General features: G+C 34.8%; 16 protein-coding genes and 7 tRNA genes. 6 read left to right on the top strand and 17 right to left on the bottom strand.

Going from position 1 to position 21,929, the window contains the following annotated elements; genetic code table 11:
• Positions 1 to 1,272: 1,272 nt before the first annotated feature.
• The 4 genes from BQ6100_RS20765 (at position 1,273) to BQ6100_RS20750 (ending at position 4,969) form a co-directional block, all read left to right on the top strand.
• Positions 1,273 to 1,692 carry a hypothetical protein gene (locus BQ6100_RS20765; RefSeq protein ID WP_075983687.1) on the top strand — a complete coding sequence of 140 codons (420 nt, stop codon included), beginning with the start codon at positions 1,273 to 1,275 and terminating at the stop codon, positions 1,690 to 1,692.
• A gap of 304 nt (positions 1,693 to 1,996) precedes the next feature.
• Positions 1,997 to 2,572: a MerR family transcriptional regulator gene (locus BQ6100_RS20760; protein ID WP_075983686.1), complete on the top strand. Its 576-nt coding sequence runs from the start codon at positions 1,997 to 1,999 to the stop codon at positions 2,570 to 2,572.
• Positions 2,573 to 2,751: 179 nt separating this feature from the next.
• Entirely contained in the window at positions 2,752 to 3,261 is a 510-nt protein-coding gene (locus tag BQ6100_RS20755) for a DoxX family protein (protein WP_075983685.1), read from the top strand.
• A gap of 403 nt (positions 3,262 to 3,664) precedes the next feature.
• A complete protein-coding gene (locus tag BQ6100_RS20750; RefSeq protein WP_075983684.1) occupies positions 3,665 to 4,969 on the top strand; it encodes a replication protein in 1,305 nt (434 codons plus the stop codon).
• A 161-nt stretch (positions 4,970 to 5,130) separates the two neighbouring features.
• Here BQ6100_RS20750 and BQ6100_RS20745 read toward each other — a convergent pair whose 3' ends face one another.
• Both BQ6100_RS20745 and BQ6100_RS20740 read right to left on the bottom strand, forming a co-directional pair.
• Positions 5,131 to 5,553: a hypothetical protein gene (locus BQ6100_RS20745; RefSeq protein ID WP_075983683.1), complete on the bottom strand. Its 423-nt coding sequence runs from the start codon at positions 5,551 to 5,553 to the stop codon at positions 5,131 to 5,133.
• Between the two features lie 166 nt (positions 5,554 to 5,719).
• On the bottom strand, positions 5,720 to 6,355 hold the full coding sequence (locus BQ6100_RS20740; RefSeq protein ID WP_075983682.1) for a thermonuclease family protein: 636 nt from the start codon (positions 6,353 to 6,355) through the stop codon (positions 5,720 to 5,722).
• A gap of 165 nt (positions 6,356 to 6,520) precedes the next feature.
• Between BQ6100_RS20740 and BQ6100_RS20735 the strand changes: the two genes are divergently transcribed.
• Positions 6,521 to 7,096: a hypothetical protein gene (locus BQ6100_RS20735; protein WP_141770182.1), complete on the top strand. Its 576-nt coding sequence runs from the start codon at positions 6,521 to 6,523 to the stop codon at positions 7,094 to 7,096.
• 47 nt (positions 7,097 to 7,143) lie between these two features.
• On the opposite strand, the gene BQ6100_RS20730 is transcribed toward BQ6100_RS20735, so the two are convergent.
• The 8 genes from BQ6100_RS20730 to BQ6100_RS20695 all read right to left on the bottom strand — a co-directional run bounded on the left by BQ6100_RS20730 (position 7,144) and on the right by BQ6100_RS20695 (position 18,927).
• Entirely contained in the window at positions 7,144 to 8,058 is a 915-nt protein-coding gene (locus tag BQ6100_RS20730) for a tyrosine-type recombinase/integrase (protein WP_075983680.1), read from the bottom strand.
• A gap of 212 nt (positions 8,059 to 8,270) precedes the next feature.
• Positions 8,271 to 10,130 carry a DUF1998 domain-containing protein gene (gene drmB, locus BQ6100_RS20725; RefSeq protein ID WP_075983679.1) on the bottom strand — a complete coding sequence of 620 codons (1,860 nt, stop codon included), beginning with the start codon at positions 10,128 to 10,130 and terminating at the stop codon, positions 8,271 to 8,273.
• A gap of 23 nt (positions 10,131 to 10,153) precedes the next feature.
• The gene (locus BQ6100_RS20720; protein ID WP_075983678.1) at positions 10,154 to 13,687 is read right to left on the bottom strand and encodes a helicase-related protein; all 3,534 of its coding nucleotides are present in this window, start codon (positions 13,685 to 13,687) and stop codon (positions 10,154 to 10,156) included.
• An 11-nt stretch (positions 13,688 to 13,698) separates the two neighbouring features.
• Entirely contained in the window at positions 13,699 to 15,207 is a 1,509-nt protein-coding gene (locus BQ6100_RS20715; RefSeq protein ID WP_075983677.1) for a hypothetical protein, read from the bottom strand.
• On the bottom strand, positions 15,185 to 16,150 hold the full coding sequence (locus BQ6100_RS20710; RefSeq protein WP_075983676.1) for a hypothetical protein: 966 nt from the start codon (positions 16,148 to 16,150) through the stop codon (positions 15,185 to 15,187). Before BQ6100_RS20710 ends, BQ6100_RS20715 begins: the two co-directional genes overlap by 23 nt.
• Before the next feature lie 23 nt (positions 16,151 to 16,173).
• Complete coding sequence (locus BQ6100_RS20705; RefSeq protein WP_075983675.1) at positions 16,174 to 16,407, bottom strand: HTH-like domain-containing protein; 234 nt, start codon at positions 16,405 to 16,407, stop codon at positions 16,174 to 16,176.
• A gap of 35 nt (positions 16,408 to 16,442) precedes the next feature.
• Complete coding sequence (locus BQ6100_RS20700; protein WP_075983674.1) at positions 16,443 to 17,165, bottom strand: HNH endonuclease; 723 nt, start codon at positions 17,163 to 17,165, stop codon at positions 16,443 to 16,445.
• A 40-nt stretch (positions 17,166 to 17,205) separates the two neighbouring features.
• Positions 17,206 to 18,927: a hypothetical protein gene (locus BQ6100_RS20695; protein ID WP_075983673.1), complete on the bottom strand. Its 1,722-nt coding sequence runs from the start codon at positions 18,925 to 18,927 to the stop codon at positions 17,206 to 17,208.
• Positions 18,928 to 19,082: 155 nt separating this feature from the next.
• Between BQ6100_RS20695 and BQ6100_RS20690 the strand changes: the two genes are divergently transcribed.
• Positions 19,083 to 20,333 (top strand): DNA cytosine methyltransferase, encoded by a 1,251-nt coding sequence (locus BQ6100_RS20690; protein ID WP_075983672.1) that lies wholly within the window; start codon positions 19,083 to 19,085, stop codon positions 20,331 to 20,333.
• Positions 20,334 to 21,143: 810 nt separating this feature from the next.
• On the opposite strand, the gene BQ6100_RS20685 is transcribed toward BQ6100_RS20690, so the two are convergent.
• From BQ6100_RS20685 to BQ6100_RS20655, 7 genes are all read right to left on the bottom strand, one after another.
• Positions 21,144 to 21,217, bottom strand: a tRNA-Ile gene (locus BQ6100_RS20685).
• A gap of 10 nt (positions 21,218 to 21,227) precedes the next feature.
• Positions 21,228 to 21,301 (bottom strand) — tRNA-Gly (locus BQ6100_RS20680).
• A 30-nt stretch (positions 21,302 to 21,331) separates the two neighbouring features.
• Positions 21,332 to 21,406 (bottom strand) — tRNA-Gln (locus tag BQ6100_RS20675).
• Between the two features lie 180 nt (positions 21,407 to 21,586).
• Positions 21,587 to 21,662: transfer RNA gene (locus BQ6100_RS20670), tRNA-His, on the bottom strand.
• 17 nt (positions 21,663 to 21,679) lie between these two features.
• Positions 21,680 to 21,753: transfer RNA gene (locus BQ6100_RS20665), tRNA-Trp, on the bottom strand.
• A gap of 5 nt (positions 21,754 to 21,758) precedes the next feature.
• Positions 21,759 to 21,842, bottom strand: a tRNA-Tyr gene (locus tag BQ6100_RS20660).
• Positions 21,843 to 21,855: 13 nt separating this feature from the next.
• Positions 21,856 to 21,928, bottom strand: a tRNA-Phe gene (locus BQ6100_RS20655).
• Between the last annotated feature and the right edge of the window lies 1 nt (position 21,929).

Genomic DNA, 21,929 nt, shown 5'->3' with positions numbered 1-21,929 from the left:
AATCACAAAAATTCATTATATTGTTCATTCTTTATTCAGCAGGCTTTAGAAAAGCATTATAAACAGCAAACTAAAACGCTCAGAAAATATTCTGAGCATTATTATCTTAATATTTAATTTTTCTTCCTCAACTAAACTGCATCGTTAGTTTAAGCGAAAATATTCACAACCCCTTCACCTATAATGATTTTTTGTATGTGTTTCAACAAATATGGTCCGTTTGTTGAAGATAGAGTTTATGAAAATCAAACAAATTATTCTATACCATCATTTATTCTCAATAATACGATTATCCATTTTATTATCATAAAAATTTTAAGTGGCAAACAGTATGTAATCAATATTCAAGGGTAAATCACAGAGGATTTTTTCAAGCAATTTCAAAGAAGCCCAGCAAAGCAGCCGGCCGCGTCTCCTCCGACAACGGCCTCCACTCACGTTCCGACGCGGTCTCCAGAGCCCCGCCCTCTATTCGAAGAAGCGATTCTTGCAAGCATAATCAACATGCAATCATGCACGAAGTCAATCAAGAAGTTAAGCTACGCATCATTGCATTGAAGCAATTTGAAAGCATCTCAAGAAGCCCTGGCTGCCGTGATAAACTGAGTTTGCCTCTAATATATAGAACGCAGGATACCGCCCCCCTCCTTCCCCTTCCCCCTCAAACTCCCCCTAACCCCATCCTCCCCCCATTGTGTGTGCTACCGTTCCGCATTCGCTCCACTATCGCACACACGCAGAGGAAGGATTGATGGTTGAAGGGGACTGGGAAGGAGGGGGGCTTGGCTTCTTTGTGATGCTTCGGTGAAGAAAATACGAAGAAGCAGCATCACAAACAGTCGGAAACACTCCGTACATTTCCGACTGGCCATATCCTGCTAAGGCTATGAAAGATCGTAAGTTTTCTACAACAAATTTTGCAGCCAGGGTAAGGCAAATTCGAGGAAGAAGGAAGCTATAAGCCCTTCTGAAGAAGCGCTTATAGCTTTTATTTATGTTTGAGGGTAATTTCACTGAAGATCCTCCCCAGCTAATTCAAAGAAGTCTAGCAATGAAGTCCGGGCGAGTCTCCTCCGACAACGGCCTCCACTCACGTTCCGACGCGGTCTCCAGAGCCCCGCCCTCTATTCGAAGAAGCCTCTCTTGCAAGCATATTCACCATGTAGCCATGCACGAAGCCACTCAAGAAGCAAAGCTATACATCGCTACATTGAAGCGAAAACAAGGAAGAAAACAACCTTTCTAGGAAGAAACGTTGTTTTCTTCTTATTTATGTTCGAGGGCAGAGTCGAAGAAGCTCCTCTTAGCAGTTCAAAAAGGCTCAGCAAAGTAGCCGTCCGGGTCTCCTCCGACAACGGCCTCCACTCACGTTCCGACGCGGTCTCCAGAGCCCCGCCCTCTATTCGAAGAAGCGATTCTTGCAAGCATATTCATCATGTAGCCATGCTCGAAGTCAATCAGGAAGCAAAGCTCCACATCGCTACATTGAAGAAAAAGCATGGAAGAAAACAACCTTTCTACGAAGAAACGTTGTTTTCTTCTTTTTATTTTCTTCTTCTTTTATATAAAGTCACCATCTTTGAATATATTTCTACAGCCCGCGACAATCTCCTACGCCTACCACCTTCAGCAGATGCTTCCGGTAGGAGGCTCCAGAGCTCGTCGCTGGGAATATTCGAAGAAGAAAGTTGAAAGTAACCCAAAGAAGCCATAGCATCTCTGAACTCAGTTCCTGCCCATTGGCGCTTCCGTTTCCTTTTGGTTCGGGGCCCCAGGGCTCATGTGCTGAGTTGACGCTGCCGGATTTCACCTACTCGCTAACGCTCAAACAAATGCGCCATCCGGCAAACGAGCCTAGCACATGGCCCACCCAAACCAAAAGACTACGGGTCGCCAGTGAATTAGTACATGTCTCTGAATCTGACGGATTATGTAAGTATTTGTATGGAGGGTTCGACAGGCTCTATATTGAATCTGTATCGTGAGGTGAAATGTCATGAATACAGAATACAAAGGGAATGAATACGCTACAAAGGATATTGCCCGTATCGTGGGTATAGCGACTCCAACCGTTAGGAAATATGCTCAAGCTCTTGAGAAAGCTGGGTATTCTTTTATAAAGAATAATAAGGGGTTTCGTATCTTTATTGAGAATGATATAACGATTTTTTACGAAATTAAAAATCTATCAAATAATCATGCTATACCAATTGATCGGATTGCTGAGATGATAGTATCGGATCAACAAGAGCCCGATTCTGTAAGCGATACGGTACCATATCGCCTGGAATACAGTGAATTAGTAGAGAAACTTAATAAGGTCGATATGATAAACGATATAATGATTGAATTAGAAGAAGTAAAACAAGTAAATAGATTATTATTGGATCATGTTAAACAGCTACAAGAGTCTTTTGTTAATACAAGTATTAATGACAGGGATAAGAAGCTAGTTGATTCTATGAAATTGTCGATGGAAAATAGACAAATTAAAGGTCAGTTAGAGGAGATTAAGAATGCGTTGTTGGAGATTTCTTCTGGTAAACAGAAGAAACGGATATTTGGTAGATAAAATATTTGTTTTGGGGCCATGGGATCCATGGCTTTTTTCAGTTTTACATTCATAAGTTTGTCAAAATCCTTTTACAACTTTGTGAATACAATCACAAACTAGAGATTATGCAAATAGATTCTGCTATTCTAACAGTGTAATCATTAAATAACATATTCACGGTGAAGGGATGAGAAATCATGTTTGTTAAATTTTTTAGAGAAAACGTAATTGCTTCTGCGTTGCTATTAGTGGCTCGTTTGTATTTAGGGTATGAATGGATGAACGCAGGTATTCATAAATTGACTGGTGGGTTTGATGCTTCCGGTTTCCTAAAAGGGGCATTGGCTGGAGCTTCTGGAGATCACCCAAATGTTCAAGGTTGGTGGGCAGCATTCCTAGAGAATTTCGCTATTCCGAATGCAGATCTTTTTAGTACATTAATTCCTATAGGTGAAACTTTAGTTGGTCTTGGATTAATCTTAGGTTGCTTAACAACAGCAGCTGCTTTCTTTGGTGCAGTAATGAACTTCGCTTTCTTATTTTCTGGAACAGTAAGTACAAATGCACAAATGGTATTGTTGACTGTATTCATTCTTGTTGCTGGTGCTAATGCGGGAAGATTTGGACTTGATTATTATGTAATGCCTTTTATCCGCAAGCAAATGGATAAGAGAAAGGGTGCAGCTAGTAGACCTGTAAAGGCATAAAATAAGTCAGTCATTTTAGTTGGACGGAAGCTCCAATTTAATCTGTAATTATTAAAAGGCTTTACTTCATTGAGGAGTAAAGCCTTTTTGTTGTACTAACGTGACAGTTTAATGAGGGGATTTTTTTTCAACAAGAAAACAAAAACTTAAGCGATACTGTGCATATCGCCTGGAATACAGTGAATTAGTAGAGAAGCTAAATAAGGTCGATATGATAAACGATATACTGGATCTTTTAATGGTTATTTTTTCACTAAAAAATGGAGGATTATGGCATTTTTTGTCGAAATGCATTATTAAGTAGTTTTCCCCCTTTTTTTCCCCTTAATTACTCCGTAGTTTATTCTAACTATCTTTTTTTCCTAAATTACTTTCAAAATTGAATAAGAAGAAGGAGGTTCTTATGGAAAATTTAATTTTAAGAGATAGTGTTGAACTTCAAGAAGCGAAACGGCATGTTATGTTCCATCATTATAAGGCATCTGGATGGATTACTCTGGCTAAGAAAGAGAAGGATGATTGGAAACAATATCATTACCAGCCAGAACAGTTAGCTCAGGTATTATCAAATTGGCTAGGAGAGAATGTTTATTTTAGCCAAAATACATTTTATAAACCTCAGAGACGAATAGAGAACATTAGGCAATTGAGAGCATTATACGTGGACATTGATTGCCATACGTTAAATTACGATCCGAAGTGGGTATTAGAAAAGATTAATCTTGAGGTTTTTCAAGAAATCCTGCCAGTCCCTAATATCATTATTTTCTCAGGCCGGGGCCTTGTGTGTATATGGCTTATCGAACCTGTACCATTTCAAGCTCTGCCACTCTGGAAAGCCATTCAAAACTACTTTTATGAGCAATTAGTATATGTCGGCGCTGATAAGAAATCGCTCGATCCAACGAGGGTATTTCGAGTAGCAGGAAGTACAAATTCTAAAAGTGGAAAACGTGTAACGGTTGAGTATCGGCACCAGTACAGATATGTGTTAAGAGAACTCCAGGAGGAATACTTGCCTGAATTATCTTCACCAGGGCCTAGGAAGGCGAGGCACAAAGTAAAAGCAAAAATATTAAATTTATATAATATACATAATCTCCACTATACTAGATTGCTAGATTTAGTTAAGTTGGCTGAGCTGCGTAATTATGATCTAAAAGGAAATCGTGAATTGTTCTGCTTTTTATATAGGTACTGGGGTTGCTGTTTTACCGATGATTTAGAGAATGCGCTGGCACAAATGCTCGAGTTTAACAGTGAATTCAAGGAACCGTTACCTAAGAATGAGGTAATAAGAGCAACACGGAGCGCAGAAAAAGCCTGGAAAGCTAAAAGTGATGCAAGGGCAAATGAAGAGGCTATTTCTAAAGGATATCCAGGGGCTGGGTATAATCTGAAGAACAAAACCATTATTAAGTGGCTTAATATAGTTCCAAAAGAGCAAAAGTTTTTACGAACAATTATCGATTGGGATGAAAAGCTCAGAAGGAAAAGGGAACGAGACAGACTTGCTTTTAGACAAAAGAACGGGTCGGTAAGTAGGGGAGAGTACCTGGAGCAACAAAAAGAAAAATCGGCTGATAAGCAATGGCAGCTTATGATGGCTATAAAACGACATCCTAATATGTCCAACTTGAGATTGGCCAAGCTATTAGGAGTTAGCGAGTCTTATATACGTAAACTTAAGAACAACCTGGATGTGTAAAAACTCGCACTGGTTCTCGCTCTTATATTATGGGCGATAGCCTGCTTGCCCGCCTTAAAAAGAAGGCTTTTAAATGAATTATTTCCTTTATTGGTTGGGGGACGTAGCCTCGGAGCGAGCAGCGGGCAAGCGATAGCGCGCAGGCTTAAGAATATATATATTTATTTCCTGGCTTTACGGCGTTTTTTCAATTCTTTTTCATCTGGTTGCCAGTTTTCTATTAAACTATGTAATTCCTCGAGTGCAAGTAAATAGTGATATATTTCTTCTGAAAAAATACCATCATTTCCTTCCAGACTGTAGTAATCTCCAAACTCATCTATTACTGACTCAATACCTTCCAATAAATCGGCCTTTTTAGGTGTACCGAAAATGATATTTCCATAAAGATCATTTTCATAGTTTTTCATCCATTCGATGTATTCAAAACGTACGGCGTCATAATCGTCTATATATGGGTGGTCGTTGTCATTTGGAGAATTATCGAATTTCTCATAACAGTCATCTGAACAGAAAACAATGCCATCGCAATCCACTCGGCGTTCTATTCCTGGCTTTTTTCGGCAAACTTTACATCGTTTCATCATTATCCCTCCCTCTAAAATACAACATACATAGGCTTTTTAATTTCTGTTGTGGGAAATTAGGATTAATGAGCTTTAAACCGAATTGAATAAAATTAGAAATCAAAAGAATGAGAAACCGGAATAAGAAAAAGCCCCTTTTCGATTAAGGGGCTTTTTCTCGTTTTTATCTCTCGCAAGCATACCCATCTTTATCGCGATCCATTTTAGAATCATAAGCCTTATGACCCTTCGGAACGCCGTTTGGATATACTTTTCTTAATTCTGTACAATTTTTAAAAGTAGTTTTGCTGGTGCTTTTATTTGAAGAAACTGGTGGTTTCTTTTTACTCCATAAGCCGACTTTATTTTTTTGTGCCTGCTTTTGTAATTTAATTAATTCGGATTCGTAAGAATATGTGCCGTAGTCATAAAATTTTTCTACATATCCTTTTTGAACGAGTAATTTTTGAAGAAGTTTACCGTCAACCCATACCCAAGCTAATGTACGGCTATATTTGTCCTTTTTTGGACCATCATATTGCAATTGGATCTTTTTAGCGCTCTTTAACTTTGAACAAGTATAATTGGAAGCTGTTTTTCCGTATGCTTCTTTTTGAATGGTGCTCTCTGGTGTATCAACATAAAGGAAACGAGTCTTTCCTACTTTTGAGAACTGTGCGGTGTCGCCGTCAATACATTTTGATAGCTTAACAGTGAATTTTGTTCCGGCTTTTGCTTCAGCTGTGTTTGAAGAGAATATACCGGTAAAGCCTAATAGTAGTATAGAAATTAAGCTAATTAATTTTATGGATTTTTTCATTTCTTTTATTTTGCCCCCTTTAATTTCTATGAATATAGTAACATATATTGTAAGTTGTTGATGATATCTATTTTTTGGTATCTTTAAAAATTTAAACGGGGTGGTTTAATGATAGGAATTGAATTTTCCAATGTAAGAGATATGACGTTCCGATTACTAGAATCTTTGAAGGATAAGAACAAATCTTACACACCAAGGCCATTTAATCGATATAAAGTTGAAAGAAGCTTATGGTGGCTTGTCCCTTCAAAAGATTTCCCCGCATATAAGTATGGCAAGTTCATGATTGAAAAAAGAAATAATGAAATATTAATTGGTATCCATGTTGAAAAAGGATTAGAAAAGGGAGATAAGTTGCAAAAAGATGAAACACTAGATGATTCATGGGTTTGGCATGAGCTCATGAATGCATTTGAAAATGGAGAATTAAAAGATACTTTAATTAGTATTCAAGAATCATTTGGCAATGAAATTAAGACAGAGATAAATGTTCAAGTTCCGGTTTTATCATATGATGAAATAATATCTTTGGAGAATGGACAGTTTGTCCAAAAGGGACACGTTGTTGACTTGAAAAACGTCCCTCATAAATTACGTTCGATTGAAGATGTTGAATGGTATTGGATCGATATATTTGTTCAATTTGTAATACCAATAAAAGATGATTCCACCACAAAAGAATTAATTGATTTTGAAATTGCTGATAGGTTAATGGCTCCTTTGGAAAAGTGGGTTAAATAAATAAAACCAGGAGCTAGGCTTATTATAGTCTAGCTTCTGGTGTTTTTTTAGAATTTCGGCAATGCATCCACTGCATCCGCCAGGTCGTTGTATGAGTCTTTTAAATACTTACTTGTTGTTGCTATATTGCTGTGCCCGGCCAGCCTTCTTACTTTTTCAATATCATTGTTAGTTGCCTTTAACATCCACTTACAGAATGTATGCCGGAACATATGGGGTGTTAATTTTTTCTTCGGTAAACTATAGCTTTCGATCATCGTTTGGATCCCGCGGACCGTAAACTTTGGTGATCGTTGGCTATAAAATACATAAGGAGAATCCATTACATTTGGTTTCTGCTGGGCCATTTCTGCTCTATAAATCAACCAATCTCTTATTTCAGCAAGTAATGTGTTTGAAATAGGGATTGTTCTGACCTTTCTTCCTTTCCCTACTACGCGAAGCCTCTTTAGTTCAAGATCGATGTCGGTAATTTTCAAATTAGATAGCTCTTCCACACGTAATCCAGCGTATGTAAGTAAATAAATGATTGCTCGATCTCTCCGGTATTTTTCCTCTGGATTTACTCCTCTACTTTTTACCGGCTTCTTCCTTAATTTTTCAAGCAGCATTTCAAACTCATCTTCGGTTAACCACATGATTTTTTCGTAGTCTTCATCGGCAGATTTGATGTCTTGAATATCTACCATTGGATTATGCTGCAAGTGGCCTTTTTTTGTGGCCCAGGAGTAGAAACCTCTAACTGAATTAAGACGTCGGTTAATAGTTGAAATGGCTAACGGTTTTATGTCAGTCGGATTCATCATGTCGTTGATCCATTTTCGAACATCAGCTGAAGTGACATAATCATCAGGGGTGATGTTTAAGTCATCAAAAAAATTATGTAAATCATTACTATAGGAGACGATTGTATTAGGGGACATTCCTTTTTCCTTTAGATAGGAAATGTAGCTTGAAAACATAAATTCCACATCCTTCACTTATATGCCGAGTTAAAATAGGCTATTTTTGATAGAAAAATAGCTTGAAAATCAACATTATATGATGAGTATAACATAAGTGGAGGGGGTATGAACGTGTATAAAGTATATTATATGATTAGTTAATAATGAAAAATATCCTCTTTTAATTAATGATATTTATTAACCTTTTTTAAAAGAGGATATTATATCTATTAATTTTTAAAGAAGCCAATATCTTTATGGATTAATAAATTACGGTCTAAATATAGATTCCAATATTCACAAGATGTTTCTGGGATATATGAACAGTTATAGCAAGCTGCTCCATTTATTCCATTAACTCCTTGCCCTAAAGATTCCCCAAGTTCTGTACATACTGGATCTGAGCTACACCATTCTGATCTATTAATAGCTCTGTCTAATAGTGTAAAGAATTGCTTTTTTAATCCCAATCTTACTAATCCGCCTAATGTTCCTTCAGAATCTCCTGCTGATATGTAAATTAGGACTCCTGCTTGATCTTCATCTAAATAAAGTCTTTCACGAATAGCAGCACGATTATAACCACTTACATTAGAAAATTCATCAATTAAAAAGTGAGACAATGTATGTAACATAATATTCCGTGGTTTTAATATCTCTTCCTCACTATGTTCGAAATTATGAATTCGGTTTAAATAATTATTAAAATAATTATCTACCTTCAATTGGGACTCCCAATCTTTTATTTGATTTAAATTTAATTGTATAAAGATTCCTTCTCCATATACCTCATTGACAGGTAGCCATTTTTCTTTAACATTTTCAAAATTTTTATATAGTGATGGATAATAACTAGAAAAGTTATTTGAAGGTTTCTTATAGTCTTTACGATCAAATCCATATAGTGCTGTTGTTTCCTTAAGTCTTAATACCCGCGAAATGCGTTGTATGTATTTTGTATAATAATTTTTTTCTTTACTTTCGTCTAAAGTCCACTCAGGTTCCACCTTTAAAATCTTAGAATTAACAATTGATGATAACTTTTCAAATTCTTTTTTCTTAATCCATTGACCTGGTTTTTCAATCTCTTCATCTGTAAGGAAAATTTCATCTGATGCATCTAGATACATTATTGCATCTTCAATTTCTTGGTCAGTAATATCCTCTTTTAAATCAAAACGCAAGTTTTCACGTATAAAACTAATCTTCTTCTTTATATCGTCGAGAAGACTCATATTTATTTGAAGTAAATACTTGGAAGGAGATTGAATCTTTGAAACAATAAGATCCACATTTTCGTTATAATCCCCAGGTATTGCAAGAGCACTAATCTTCTTCGCCATATATACACTTATGGAATTTCTCAAAATTGCCACTGGGGCAGCGTCACATGGTTCTTTCTCATATCCGCACCATGGTCGCTCTCCTTCACAAGTATATTGTCTAGTCTTTTCTTTATTCAAATTATTTCCTAAAAAACTACTGTCGTCATTAGAAGATGTAATTCCTTGCAGTCCTCTACTAATCTCACATTTATCACATTCAATTCGCCAAGAATCTAATGTGGTACCGCCACTCATAATAATACGTAAATTCCCTTCACAATCAGTATTTTCGTCTTGATGAACCCATTTTCTCCACGGAAAATCTGAGAGATGCCCATGTTCACAAATTACTACAAAAGGAACTTGTTTATAATATCTCTTAACTTTACATTGTGGACAGTCTAAAAAAACAGAAGTTTGGTCTAATTCAAGCTCTCTTAGAGATTTGCAGGAACTGCAATAATGCCATCTAGGAAAACGCATTAAAGGTGTAATTAGATTACTATTTGGTACAATTTCAAGAGCATTTTTGCTGGTTTTACGAAACTCGGCGGGTCTATAGAATTTGTCTACCCCTAAAATGGCCTTTAACCGTGGTTCTTGAACTGCGAATTCTTCGATATTATTCGCTTGGTTACCATATAAATCACGAAACCATAAGTCAAGTGCACCGACAACTGCAGTTTCACCTTCAGGACTAATGACTAATGAACCTGGCCCTTCAGTTCCCACCAGTTTTGATCGCCTCATTGGTAAATATCTCATTTATTTTTTCCTCCCAATTAAATTTACCAAACAAACTCCTCAACTTCATGCTCTAGACCGATAATTGATCCCTTACTTTCAGCATCTACACTCCTTAACGAATTAATTACTGGAATACTTCCTGGATATTTTTCGCCATCAATTAAATTTCCAGAGTAATACATCAGTCCTCTTTCATTGTCCGATACTACCCAAGTTTCATATGAACCTTTTAATATGCCATTAATAAAAGACTGAAAATCCGCCTTAAATATATCCAATTGCTCTGAATCAATTAATTCTACACGGTCTTTGAAACGTTTTTTGAAATTATTAAATCGTTGATCATATATAGCCTTTTGAATTTCTTTACTACTAGGACTTATTGCTAACTGCCAATTAAGCCTTTGACGTAAGAATCCTATAATTACAGCTGTCAAACCCCTATCTAATGAAGCTGTAGAAAATGGAGTCAAACTGGTTGTTTCGACCTGTGCATATAATCTTTGATGATATTCATTAAAATGTTCAAAATGTGATTTATCTCTTGAATTTTGGTTGGAGTATATTGTAACTATTAATCCGGGTCTTTCATCGGAACGGCGCCCAACACGACCACTAACCTGAATATACTGAGCCGTCATTTTAGGTTGCCCAACAATACCCATTAAAGATAATCGATCAATGTCTACACCAACTTCAATAATGTTTGAAGCTAAACAAGCTGTTAGGGCCTGAGTACGACCTCTATTGTCTGTTGATTCATATTTAACTTTTAAATCATCAATTGTTTTAGAAATTTCACCACTCTGCTTACGGGATGTTAACTCTAATGGCATACCAATAAAACGAGGCTTTTCTATATCCTCCCTTTTAACTAATGCATCAATATATGTAGGAATATCACTATTAAATAAATTTAATCCCGCACCTAAGTCTCTTAAACTATTATAAAATGATAATAATGTCCAAAATGGATCTTTTTCATCCTCTGTGAAGCTTTCTACCTTTTGTAAAATCGCTGAGTAGGTCATTACTTGGGCCATCAGAATACGTACACGGGAAGTAAATACTCCCACATATTTTCTCCCCGGCATTGGATAACCATTATTATCTTTTGCTACTTTAGAGAAGAATGAATCATCAATATCAATGCCTGGGCTAGGAAATAATTTTGAATTTTCTCGGCCAAACAAACACTTAGCTTGTTCCTCAAATTCTTTAATTGTAGCTGTTGCGGAAATAATTTTTGGGTATATTGGTCTTTCTCCGCGGTCATCAATGCATAATTCTTCAATAAGTACCTCATATAAACCTGCTAATGTACCTAGTGGACCAGAAATTAAATGTAGCTCATCTTGAACAATTATTTGAGGAGGTGAAACCATTCGTTGACCATTCTTATCAATACCGAATAGACTCCTGGCTTCTGGACGCCATGTTAGTTGTACAAATTTATCAATAGTCCCAATTAAAAAAGTTGGTCTCTTTTCATAAATTGTTTCATCAACAAAATATACTGGAATTTCATTAGAAAAGTCACATAATTCATCTGGACATTTAACTATTAAGGTTTGATTTTCATTATTAAACCCAATAACTCTAGTTTCCCTTTTTCCGGTGCCACGAACAGATACTTTACCAATATGACAGCCACACCAAGGACATCTTGTAACAACTAAACTTTCTCTGCCTTTAGATTTACTCATAGATCTAATTTGTGTTAATGCTTCTTTATTATTATTAGGTGATGTTGCAGTACCAACCCAGATACCAATTGAATATGGGGTATACCCTAATAAACTACTATTTTCACGTCGTATAAATTCCATCGCGCAAATTAACCTAGATGCCCGTTGAAATTGATCTGCAGTTAGTAATCTTAACGTATATCGCATTATTATATCCACTCCAGCATCATTTGGATCAAGTATACGTCTGTAAAACATTTGAAATGATGCTACACCTAAATATGCTTCTGTTTTTCCTCCCCCTGTTGGAAACCATATTAAATCTACTATTTTTCTATCCATTGACTCTTTTTTAACGACTGATTGTATTGATAATAAAATAAATGCAATTTGAAACGCTCTCCAACTATTAGTCTGTTCGTCCAAGTTTTTCATATTCTCTGTAACTTCATCAAATGTTTTGTCAAATACTAAATCTATACCTTCATTATTCCTTTGATAGTAAGCATTCCTCGGTTGTTTTCCATTTATTTGCTGTAGCAGAACAGCTTTATTGGCAAACTTAAATGCCTGGAGAACATGTGGGTTTTTCAATAAAACTAAGCCCTTTTCTATTCTTTTTAGACTCTCATTACATAAATCTAAATTTTTTTTTGCAGCTTTTCTTAATTGTTTTGGTAATTTTACCGATTTATTTTGTTGTTCATGAATCCAATCATTATAACCTTTTACTAAAGGATAAAGAATTTTATGTACTTCATCATAATCATCAGCATTCATTAAAGCACTCATTTTAATGTTTACTGGAATATTCTCACCGTTATTTTTTATATATATATTGGGTGTCATACTCTCCGTTTCATAAGTAGGGATAAATGTTGTTTTAATTTCAGTTATTGTTTTTTGATTTTTTTCCCATGTAGCAGAACAACCATGCCCAAATGCATAATTTGATTTATTTTTAAATAATAGTTCACTGTTCCATTCATCTTCGGTAAGTTCCAAATTCCTCTGGTAGACTTTGGGATAATTTAAAAATCCACCTTGTTTTTCTATAATAGTCAATTCAGATTGAAATAGTGTGTATTCATCCAACATTCTTTTTCCTGGTGGCTTTGTTCTATTTAAAGCAGTTATTGTCATCAAAATATAATCATCTTTAAAACGACATTGTACATGTAAACAAAATTTGATATTTCTAATAGCATTACCTACAGAATCAAGTAATTCTAATTGAAACTCCTTTGTAGTTATATTGTTATCATTTATAAATTCAGAGATATTTATAATTTTTGATGCAGTAACCGATTTTCTTAACCACCAATCATCATCAAATTTATACCTTTTCCCTTTTTTTGAAAAATTGGCATAGATTTTATGACGTGAGTAAACTCCACCTTGAAGTTTAACAATAATATTTTGAACACTCTTTTCTAGACAAAACGTAAGACCCATTGTGGATGGAATAAAATCATTTTGATTTATTTTGGCCGTAGCATCGTCTAAACCTGAATTTTCAATTTTTTCCTCAGATGTTAGGTCACGATCCTGAGATTGAGCATAGAATTCCTCTTGTTCTTCATTTGAAACTACTTCAATGATTAGTTCATCTTCATGTTCTTCTTGATATACTGACTTCATAGGATAAAGCATACCTGCTCCATACCGTCTAGAAGGATTGTCCCGCTGAATAACTTCTTCTTTTTTATTAGCATAAATCCAATAATAATTAAAATTTAAATCCTCTGAATCTGTAAAAATTGTACTTTCTTGAATATTTAATTCCTTTGTACAATTTTTAATATTACCCGGACCGATAATTTCTTGAGAAACTGCCCCAATAATAGCCTCCCTATTACTAAGGGATTTAATTATGTCTTTATTCAATGAAATTCACCTCATCTTTTTAAAACTTTTAAAACATCATAACTTGAAACAAAATAAGTATCCTTACTAATCTTTTTTACTTCTTCAATATTAAATGTAGCCCCATGAAATTTTTTAGATTTAAATATATAAAATCCATTTTCGTCTAATATATTTTCTGAATTTAGCGATATTTCTTCCATTAATGCTTGGGAAATTTTATGTCCTGCGGAAATATGTGCCCTTAATATCAGGTTTGCCGACCGTAATATTTCATCTTTTTCCCTTTCTTTAAATTTCAATGCATTCAATATTTCTTTTAAATATTTAGGCCTTATTGAACAAGTACTAATCCAGTTCTTAATGTTATTTTCTGTCGCATTCGTAATCTTATATTTTCTATATAAGATTTTGGACACTACTGATAACCCTTTTTTATTTATATTTTTACGTAGCCTTCTTTTCCACATTTCCAAGTTTTCACGAATTATCTTTGCATTTTTCCCAAGAATCTGATCTGCTACCTCTCGTACTAAATTTGAACCGTTATGACTCCTAAATACTAGTAAGTCCCCTACTTTTATTGTTTTTATAGTTGCTTGATAGACTCGTAAAGTTTCTCTATCTAATACATTGACATTTTGACCTACTGGTAGGAAAATATGAAGTCCGTTGGAAATATCAACCAATCTCGCTTCCACCCTATCATTACTTGAGATACCATTTTCTTCATAGTGGGTAATTAATTTTTCAACATCCTGTTCATACAAGGGCGTATTAAAGGTTTGCTGATAGTCAATACCCTCTAATCCCTTGTCTATTATTAAATCTTTATACACCGTATTAATAATCGTGCTTTCATTAATTAGGTCAGCAAATGCCTTTCTCTTTATCAACCTATTCTCAAAACAAGAATATCCCAGAAATGCAACCTCCTTACCATAAAAAACTTCTGAAAATTTGCGATCATAATATGAGGGTGTACCGATAAAAATTAAATAATCTACAAAAACCCCTGAAACAATAAATTCCTTATCTGTTAATATATTTATTTTTTTATTACATATTTCTATGTATGGCTGGTTTATATGCTCTTTAGTAATAATAATAACGCTTTCATTTTCAAGCGATAATAAATGTATTAATTCTTCTAATTTATTTATATATCCATTCTTATGTTCATTTCGAAGGATTCTAATTAATTCTATTATTGGCTTTACAAATTTTTGAAAGAGTTCAATATAGATTTTCTTATTTGTGAAATTAAAATACTTAATTATTTCTTCATTATTTTCCCTGAAATATGTACTATAATTCCATATTGTTCCTGCTACTAATTTAACATTATTAATAAAATAATCTGTCTCTTTTAGTAGTAATTCATCATGCTCATAATACGTTTTCACCTCTAGTTTTAAATGATTTAAGGCCTCAATTAGTTTAGTAATTAAATCTTCATTTATGCGTATAAAAAATATTTTTATTGGTGTTTTAAATAGATGATTAGCCAACTCAATATTAACTCTTCGATTCCCATGCAAATAGCTCTACTCCCTTTGGTAAAGAGACCTTTTGCTCTTTTATTCTATTTAATATATCTTGATTTAATGATTTAGATTTACCTATTAGATAATCTTGCTCAATTTTAAATTGAAGTTCTTCTCTTTTTTCTATCGAATCATGTTGATCAACAATATACATAGACTTTAAGTGTTTAAAATCATCCATTTTATGTAGTGTTCTAGTGGTTCCAATAAAAATAATTGTTGAGTCACTCGGTAACTCAATTCCATGGTTGTTGTTTAAAAATAGAATATTTCTAAAATGACCTTTATTACCATCATATATTAATTCATCCAGTGTAAGTTGTTTTCCAAACAATTCTAACTCAATACTTGAAATATATGTTTGCCACTCTTTTTTATTAGCACATAAATATATATTCGGCGTGTTCTTCATAGAGAGTAAATTTAAGTTTTGCTTTGAATACAACATATTTAATATATTGTTTTCTTCTAGTGATTCTACGTCTTTAACTATTCTAGTATTTCTTATGTTTGTTACATCGTTATCATGTATTCTTACACAGTCAAACCATTTATTCTCAGGAATATACCTTGTAGATCCCTGCTTATCCCTAACCATAATAGTCTTTACATGTGGATTTATTGGGGAATCAACGACTCTTAATACCGAAAATGCTCCCCATCTATCATTCACTTTGTATAAGATTCTTTGGCCTTTTTTTAAATTTGTATATTGATTATAAACTATTTCCTTAGAAGGATTTCTGAAGTCATAATCAACGGCACCTAAAACTGTGAAATATCCAAATAATAAATTTGATGGAACTGATAAATATAACTTTAGGTTTAAGGTTGAAGATTTTAAATACCCTGCTAAAAAAAAACTAAACTTCATCCAATCCTCTAATTCAATCCCTGTTTTACCATTTAAACGGTATTTAATAATATCTGTTAACATAGTCCTCTATTTTCACTTCCAATTTAAGGGGTATTCTTGGGAATTACATATCGAGATAGTTTTACTCCCTTACTTACTTCAGTTGCATAAGACTTATTTAACCCAGCTGCAGCAATTATTTCATTAACATTGTAGTTATTTTTGAGAATTGTAGAGGCATATTTAACCCCAAATAAATGAATGTTTGCAACTTTATACCCTTGGGGTGCTTTATCACACATTGTTTTTAAGATTTTTCCTAATTCGTATTCAGCCATTCTATCACCACCTTTGGTTTGTTTTTATATAAATTTTATTCAAAACCATGCTTTTCTCTATGCCCTTTTAAGAACAGTGGAGATGGAAAATCTTTAATAGGTCTCGTAAAAACAAGTTTTTTAGAAATTTCTTGACCTTCAAAATCAAAATTAGTGGAGAAAAGAACATTATAATCATCATCTAAAGAAATAAATCCATTTTCGAATAGAGCATCATGAATTTCACATAGTAAAATAGCATTCTTAGAAGCTACTCTTTCTTTTTGAGAAGAACTAGACCATGGCTTAATATGGCTTGTAATCAAAAGTGAAGGATGCGTAATTTTACATAAAGCACATTTTGATTGGTAATTTCCTAATAATAAATTCCTTAACTTATATTGTCCTTGGCGTGTTTTTATTGTCCGAAAAACATCTTTTCCATCGTTTTTATTCATAACAACAGTTTTATAAAGATTAGCACCTTCTTGGCTACCTAAATGAAATTCTTCTATTTCATTATCATTCAGTTTCTGTAATTCTTCTTTAAGTTGTTTTATATTTAAGTTTGGATACTGAGCCTTACTGTTTCTATCAAATCCATAAAAATGAATTACACACCATGCTTGCCATCCATCTTCCTCTTTTAGGTCATCAATTATCCTTTCAATATTACGATTACTAGTTCCCTTCTTTAAAAATTCATAAAGAACCCTTGCCTTAACCTCAATAGACAAACTTTTAACAAAGTTTATTCTCCTTTGATCTAACTTACTCATTTTTTTCCCCTCTTATAAAAGGCATTAATTTATCAATGATTTAATCAGGTCTAAACCGGTACTCTGAGGTCAATTTTATTGATGACCATCCGTGTTTCTGTCCCTTACTGAATTTAACTCGTAGATTAATTTGTTCAGAATCATTATTCCAGGCTAATGTATTTTGAATTGCTGTAGGCGTCTTCGTCTTGACTGTTATTTTACCATCAATAGCTGTGTGTTTTTTACAATAACTTACACTTTCATCATAAATTGTTATTGCCATTAAAGCCTTACCTAATAGATTTTCAATCCCTTGTTTTAGGTTTTTTTGAGGTGCATTTTCAAGTGAATCTCCTAATTTTTCTGAGATAATTTCAAGGCTTTCTCTATGAGTCAGCTGGCCAATTATGAATTTTGATTTTATTTCTTTAACAACAGGATTCAAATCTCCTATATTAAAATATGTTGGACCTAGTATTGTTCCTATTCCAGGATTTTTGGTAGTAATATTCGAATTTTTTCTAATAGCTTTTAAAGAGATTTTCTCGACAATATAGTTATTGCTTACTCTTAGGATTAATTGAAGATCGCCAGTATCGAGTTTATCTTCAATATAGCTATCCGGAACTAATTCAATATTTTCAACAGAAAAGGAATTGTATCTTTCGGTTAATTTTTCTCTTATAACAGGAACTATAGTAGAAGTCGAATGATATAACTTTTCTAATGTTTCTGGTTTTACTTGAGAATAGTATTTGCTGAGCTGAGTAACACATTCATGTTCATCTACCTGGGATGTAGATGGAAATTCTTTCAAAAGGTAAAAATATGTAAATGATTCATGACATTTCCCAATAGCATTACTATCATCCTTTTCTTGGATGTATTGGCTATTAATTAAATCAATAATATCTTGTATAGTCCGTTGATTTATAAGCTCTATTTGAGATTCATTTGGGAAACTATCGTAACTAACAGCTAGCTTTATTGATGAATTCGGACCACTTTCAAACTTAAATCGAAGCGTTAAAGCAACTTCTCCAAACTTAATACCTACCGTGTTCTTTCCTGACTTGTATAATCGAATATCATTAAATTCAGGTGTTCCAGGATCAAATTTTTCTACACTAACCTCTTCTTCTGTATTCCCATAGCTGGTAACAATGTTAAGATCATCAGTCATAAATAGAACGTTAAAAGCATTAAAAAATCCTGGGCTTTTTTCGTTATAGAAATCTCTTAATAAAGTAAAGCAACTTTCGCGTAAACTATATAAAAATTTATCTCTCAGCGGATTAATTTCTTGTGTGAACTTTGGGAAATAATGTACTATTAGCTTTTTTAATTCCTTTTTATCGTTAATATAATGTGTGCCTATTTTTGTTTCCAACAATTCTCTTAAGAACTCTAGGTAGTTCTTTTCAAAAAGATTATTAAAGGTTTCCTGTAATTTTTCTGATAAAAAATATTTAGAAAAGAAGCTTTTAGCTCCTGGATTTTTGGGTTGAATTTTCCTCCCTTTTCTAATTGAAAATAAATTGACGTTTATAGTTTTATTATTTTCTAAATATAATGTAAGGTCCTTAGCATGATCTGGATGTGGTGTTTCAAACTTTGAAGTAACAGATTTAATATTTGGATAGAGCGATTCTATAAAAAATGCTGTTTGTATTACAGTGTTTGGAAAGTAATCAATATTTTCCTTATTTATTAATCGTGTTAGAGCTGCGTAAACTAATTTAACGTGTTCATCACCAAGAAGTCTGGGGTTTTTCGCCATTTATTTTCACCACCTTTTATAATTATATATTATTCCAAATATTATTGAATCTAGCATCAAGTGTAATTATTGGAATAAGGGGAGAAAAAACTGGCCATTCACTTAATTAGATGATAAAATAGTCATATATTTTGTTATGGGAGGTATATATAAAGTTGAAACTTGAAGAAAGAGGACGAGCTAAATACCGACCGTTAAAAGAGTATGATCCTGTAGAAGTTAAACAGCTTCTATTAAATAAAATAAAAGAAGAGGAACAATTAATTCGCGAACTCCCAAATGAATATGACATGCCTATACTTGACTATAAAGAAGATAAGATAAATGTAATAAGTTTATTCTCTGGATGTGGGGGCTTAGATTTAGGAGTCGAACTTGCCGGTTTATCTGCCATGATTGGTGAAGAAAGGGCATTGAATTCATTTAAAGATAAAGAATTGTACGATAGCGTTAGAAAAGAAAGTATATTTCATACCGTCTATTCAAATGATCTCTTTAAGGAAGCCAATGAATCATACAGATTAAATTTTCCTAAAGTATATCAACAAGAAATTGATATAAGAAAAGTCAAAAGTTTCCCTAATGCAGACTTAGTATTAGGAGGGTTCCCTTGTCCTGGCTTTAGTGAGGCTGGTCCACGATTAATTGATGATGAAAGAAACTTTTTATACATTCACTACATTCGGTGTCTTCTACAAGCAAAGCCATATGCCTTCATAGCGGAAAACGTTAAGGGTATGCTGACTTTGGGCAAAGGAGAAGTTATTAATCAAATTGTTCAGGATTTCTCTTCAGCAGGATATAATGTAAAGTTTAAATTAGTCAACGCTCGTGACTATGGAGTACCTCAAATAAGAGAAAGGGTCTTCATCATTGGTATTCGTAATGATTTAGATTTTGATTATGAATTTCCTGAACCTACTCATGGTGAAGATAAGATGCCTTTTGTAACATTAAAAGAGGCTATTGGGGACTTAGTTGATTATCCTGGTGAATGGTTTGAAGGCAGTTTTTCTCCTATATACTTATCACGTAATAGAAAGAAAGCTTGGGATGAACAGAGTTTTACAATTCAGGCCTCTGGTAGACAAGCTCCACTTCATCCAAGTGGTCCTTCAATGGTTAAGTTAGAAGCAGATATGTGGGAGCTACCTGGAGATCCATCTTTACATCGGAGATTATCTGTTAAAGAAATAGCTCGTATACAAACTTTCCCCGATTGGTTCGAATTCTTTGATGGTGGAAATATGAGCGTTCAGAAAAACAATAGGTTGAATAAGCAGTATAAACAAATTGGCAATGCTGTACCTGTTATGCTAGCAAAGGCTATATCTATGCCAATTGCAATCTGGGCAAAGGATAAAATTAATCAAGCGATGCAAATTAATGAACCTGTATTAAAATAAATTATCAAACCTTACCATTTTCTTATGGGAAAGGTTTTTTTTATTATAAGAGTTAATAGTAATTTCCTAATTTACAAAGAAAATAATTGTTTCACTGGCGACCCGTAGTCTTTTGGTTTGGGTGGGCCATGTGCTAGGCTCGTTTGCCGGATGGCGCATTTGTTTGAGCGTTAGCGAGTAGGTGAAATCCGGCAGCGTCAACCCAGCACATGAGCCCTGGGGCCCCGAACCAAAAGGAAACGGAAGCGCCAGTGGGCAGGAACTGAGTTCAGAGATGCTATGGCTTCTTTGGGTTACTTTCAACTTTCTTCTTCGAATAATCCTAGCGACGAGCTCCGGAGCCTCCAACCGGAAGCATCTGCTGAAGGTGGTAGGCGTAGGAGATTGTCGCGGGCTGCAAAAATATATTCAAAGATGGTGACTTTATATTAAATAAGAAAACAAAAAAAAAGAAAACAACGTTTCTTCGTAGAAAGGTTGTTTTCTTCCATGCTTTTTCTTCAATGTAGCGATGCAGAGCTTTGCTTCTTGAATGGCTTCGTGCATGGCTACATGGTGAGTATGCTTGCAAGAATGGCTTCTTCGAATAGAGGGCGGGGCTCTGGAGACCGTGCCGGAACGTGAGTGGAGGCTGTTGTCGGAGGAGACGCGGCCGGCTGCTTTGCTGGGCTTCTCTGAATAGATAAAAAACCTAATCCGATTTGGACTAGGTTTAAATTTTATACTCGCCTTAGAGGATTCGAACCTACAACCGTACGCTTAGAAGACGTAGGCTCTATCACCGAACTGCTGTGGAACCAGAACATTTAATGGGCCTAAATGGACTCGAACCATCGACCTCACGCTTATCAGGCGTGCGCTCTAACCAGCTGAGCTATAGGCCCCTTCTATAATTGGAGCGGGTGATGAGAATCGAACTCACGACAACAGCTTGGAAGGCTGTGGTTTTACCATTAAACTACACCCGCAAAAGGATTGTACTTTTCTGCTAATTCATCTGGCTGGGCTAGCAGGATTCGAACCTACGAATGACGGAGTCAAAGTCCGTTGCCTTACCGCTTGGCTATAGCCCATTGAATAAACTACATGAATGAACTTCCTCGAATATTCATCATGAAATCGCATCGCAGGAAGATTTAATTGCAAATGAATAATCTCCCTTGAAATACTTCTGTAGTTAAATCTTCCGACATTTCCTGATATGACCGCAAAAGAAATTCAAGAGTATTTTCAAAGTAAGAGTAAATATTAAATGGGGCGATCGATGGGAATCGAACCCACGAGTGTCGGAGCCACAATCCGATGCGTTAACCACTTCGCCACGACCGCCATAGTTGCAACTCTCTTGGCAGGGGTAGTAGGAATCGAACCCACGCTGAAGGTTTTGGAGACCTTAGTTCTACCGCTAAACTATACCCCTATAAATGGTGGAGGGGGACGGATTCGAACCGCCGAACCCAAGGGAGCGGATTTACAGTCCGCCGCGTTTAGCCACTTCGCTACCCCTCCGGACAAAAAAAGGTGGCTCAGGACGGAATCGAACCGCCGACACAAGGATTTTCAGTCCTTTGCTCTACCGACTGAGCTACTGAGCCA

The sequence above is a fragment of the Bacillus massilinigeriensis genome, assembly GCF_900117315.1.
In the GTDB taxonomy this organism is placed as follows: Bacteria; Bacillota; Bacilli; order Bacillales; family Cytobacillaceae; genus Bacillus_BE; species Bacillus_BE massilionigeriensis.
The sequence above is the reverse complement of the archived record's forward strand: the minus strand, read 5'-3'. Positions and strand labels throughout refer to the sequence as shown.

Coding starts and splice junctions, on each gene's coding strand:
- BQ6100_RS20740 (WP_075983682.1), bottom strand. CDS start 6,355: ATGAAAAAATCCATAAAATTAATTAGCTTAATTTCTATACTACTATTA.
- BQ6100_RS20760 (WP_075983686.1), top strand. CDS start 1,997: ATGAATACAGAATACAAAGGGAATGAATACGCTACAAAGGATATTGCC.
- BQ6100_RS20700 (WP_075983674.1), bottom strand. CDS start 17,165: ATGAGTAAGTTAGATCAAAGGAGAATAAACTTTGTTAAAAGTTTGTCT.
- BQ6100_RS20765 (WP_075983687.1), top strand. CDS start 1,273: ATGTTCGAGGGCAGAGTCGAAGAAGCTCCTCTTAGCAGTTCAAAAAGG.
- BQ6100_RS20695 (WP_075983673.1), bottom strand. CDS start 18,927: ATGGCGAAAAACCCCAGACTTCTTGGTGATGAACACGTTAAATTAGTT.
- BQ6100_RS20755 (WP_075983685.1), top strand. CDS start 2,752: ATGTTTGTTAAATTTTTTAGAGAAAACGTAATTGCTTCTGCGTTGCTA.
- BQ6100_RS20730 (WP_075983680.1), bottom strand. CDS start 8,058: ATGTTTTCAAGCTACATTTCCTATCTAAAGGAAAAAGGAATGTCCCCT.
- BQ6100_RS20710 (WP_075983676.1), bottom strand. CDS start 16,150: ATGTTAACAGATATTATTAAATACCGTTTAAATGGTAAAACAGGGATT.
- drmB (WP_075983679.1), bottom strand. CDS start 10,130: ATGAGATATTTACCAATGAGGCGATCAAAACTGGTGGGAACTGAAGGG.
- BQ6100_RS20750 (WP_075983684.1), top strand. CDS start 3,665: ATGGAAAATTTAATTTTAAGAGATAGTGTTGAACTTCAAGAAGCGAAA.
- BQ6100_RS20705 (WP_075983675.1), bottom strand. CDS start 16,407: ATGGCTGAATACGAATTAGGAAAAATCTTAAAAACAATGTGTGATAAA.
- BQ6100_RS20745 (WP_075983683.1), bottom strand. CDS start 5,553: ATGAAACGATGTAAAGTTTGCCGAAAAAAGCCAGGAATAGAACGCCGA.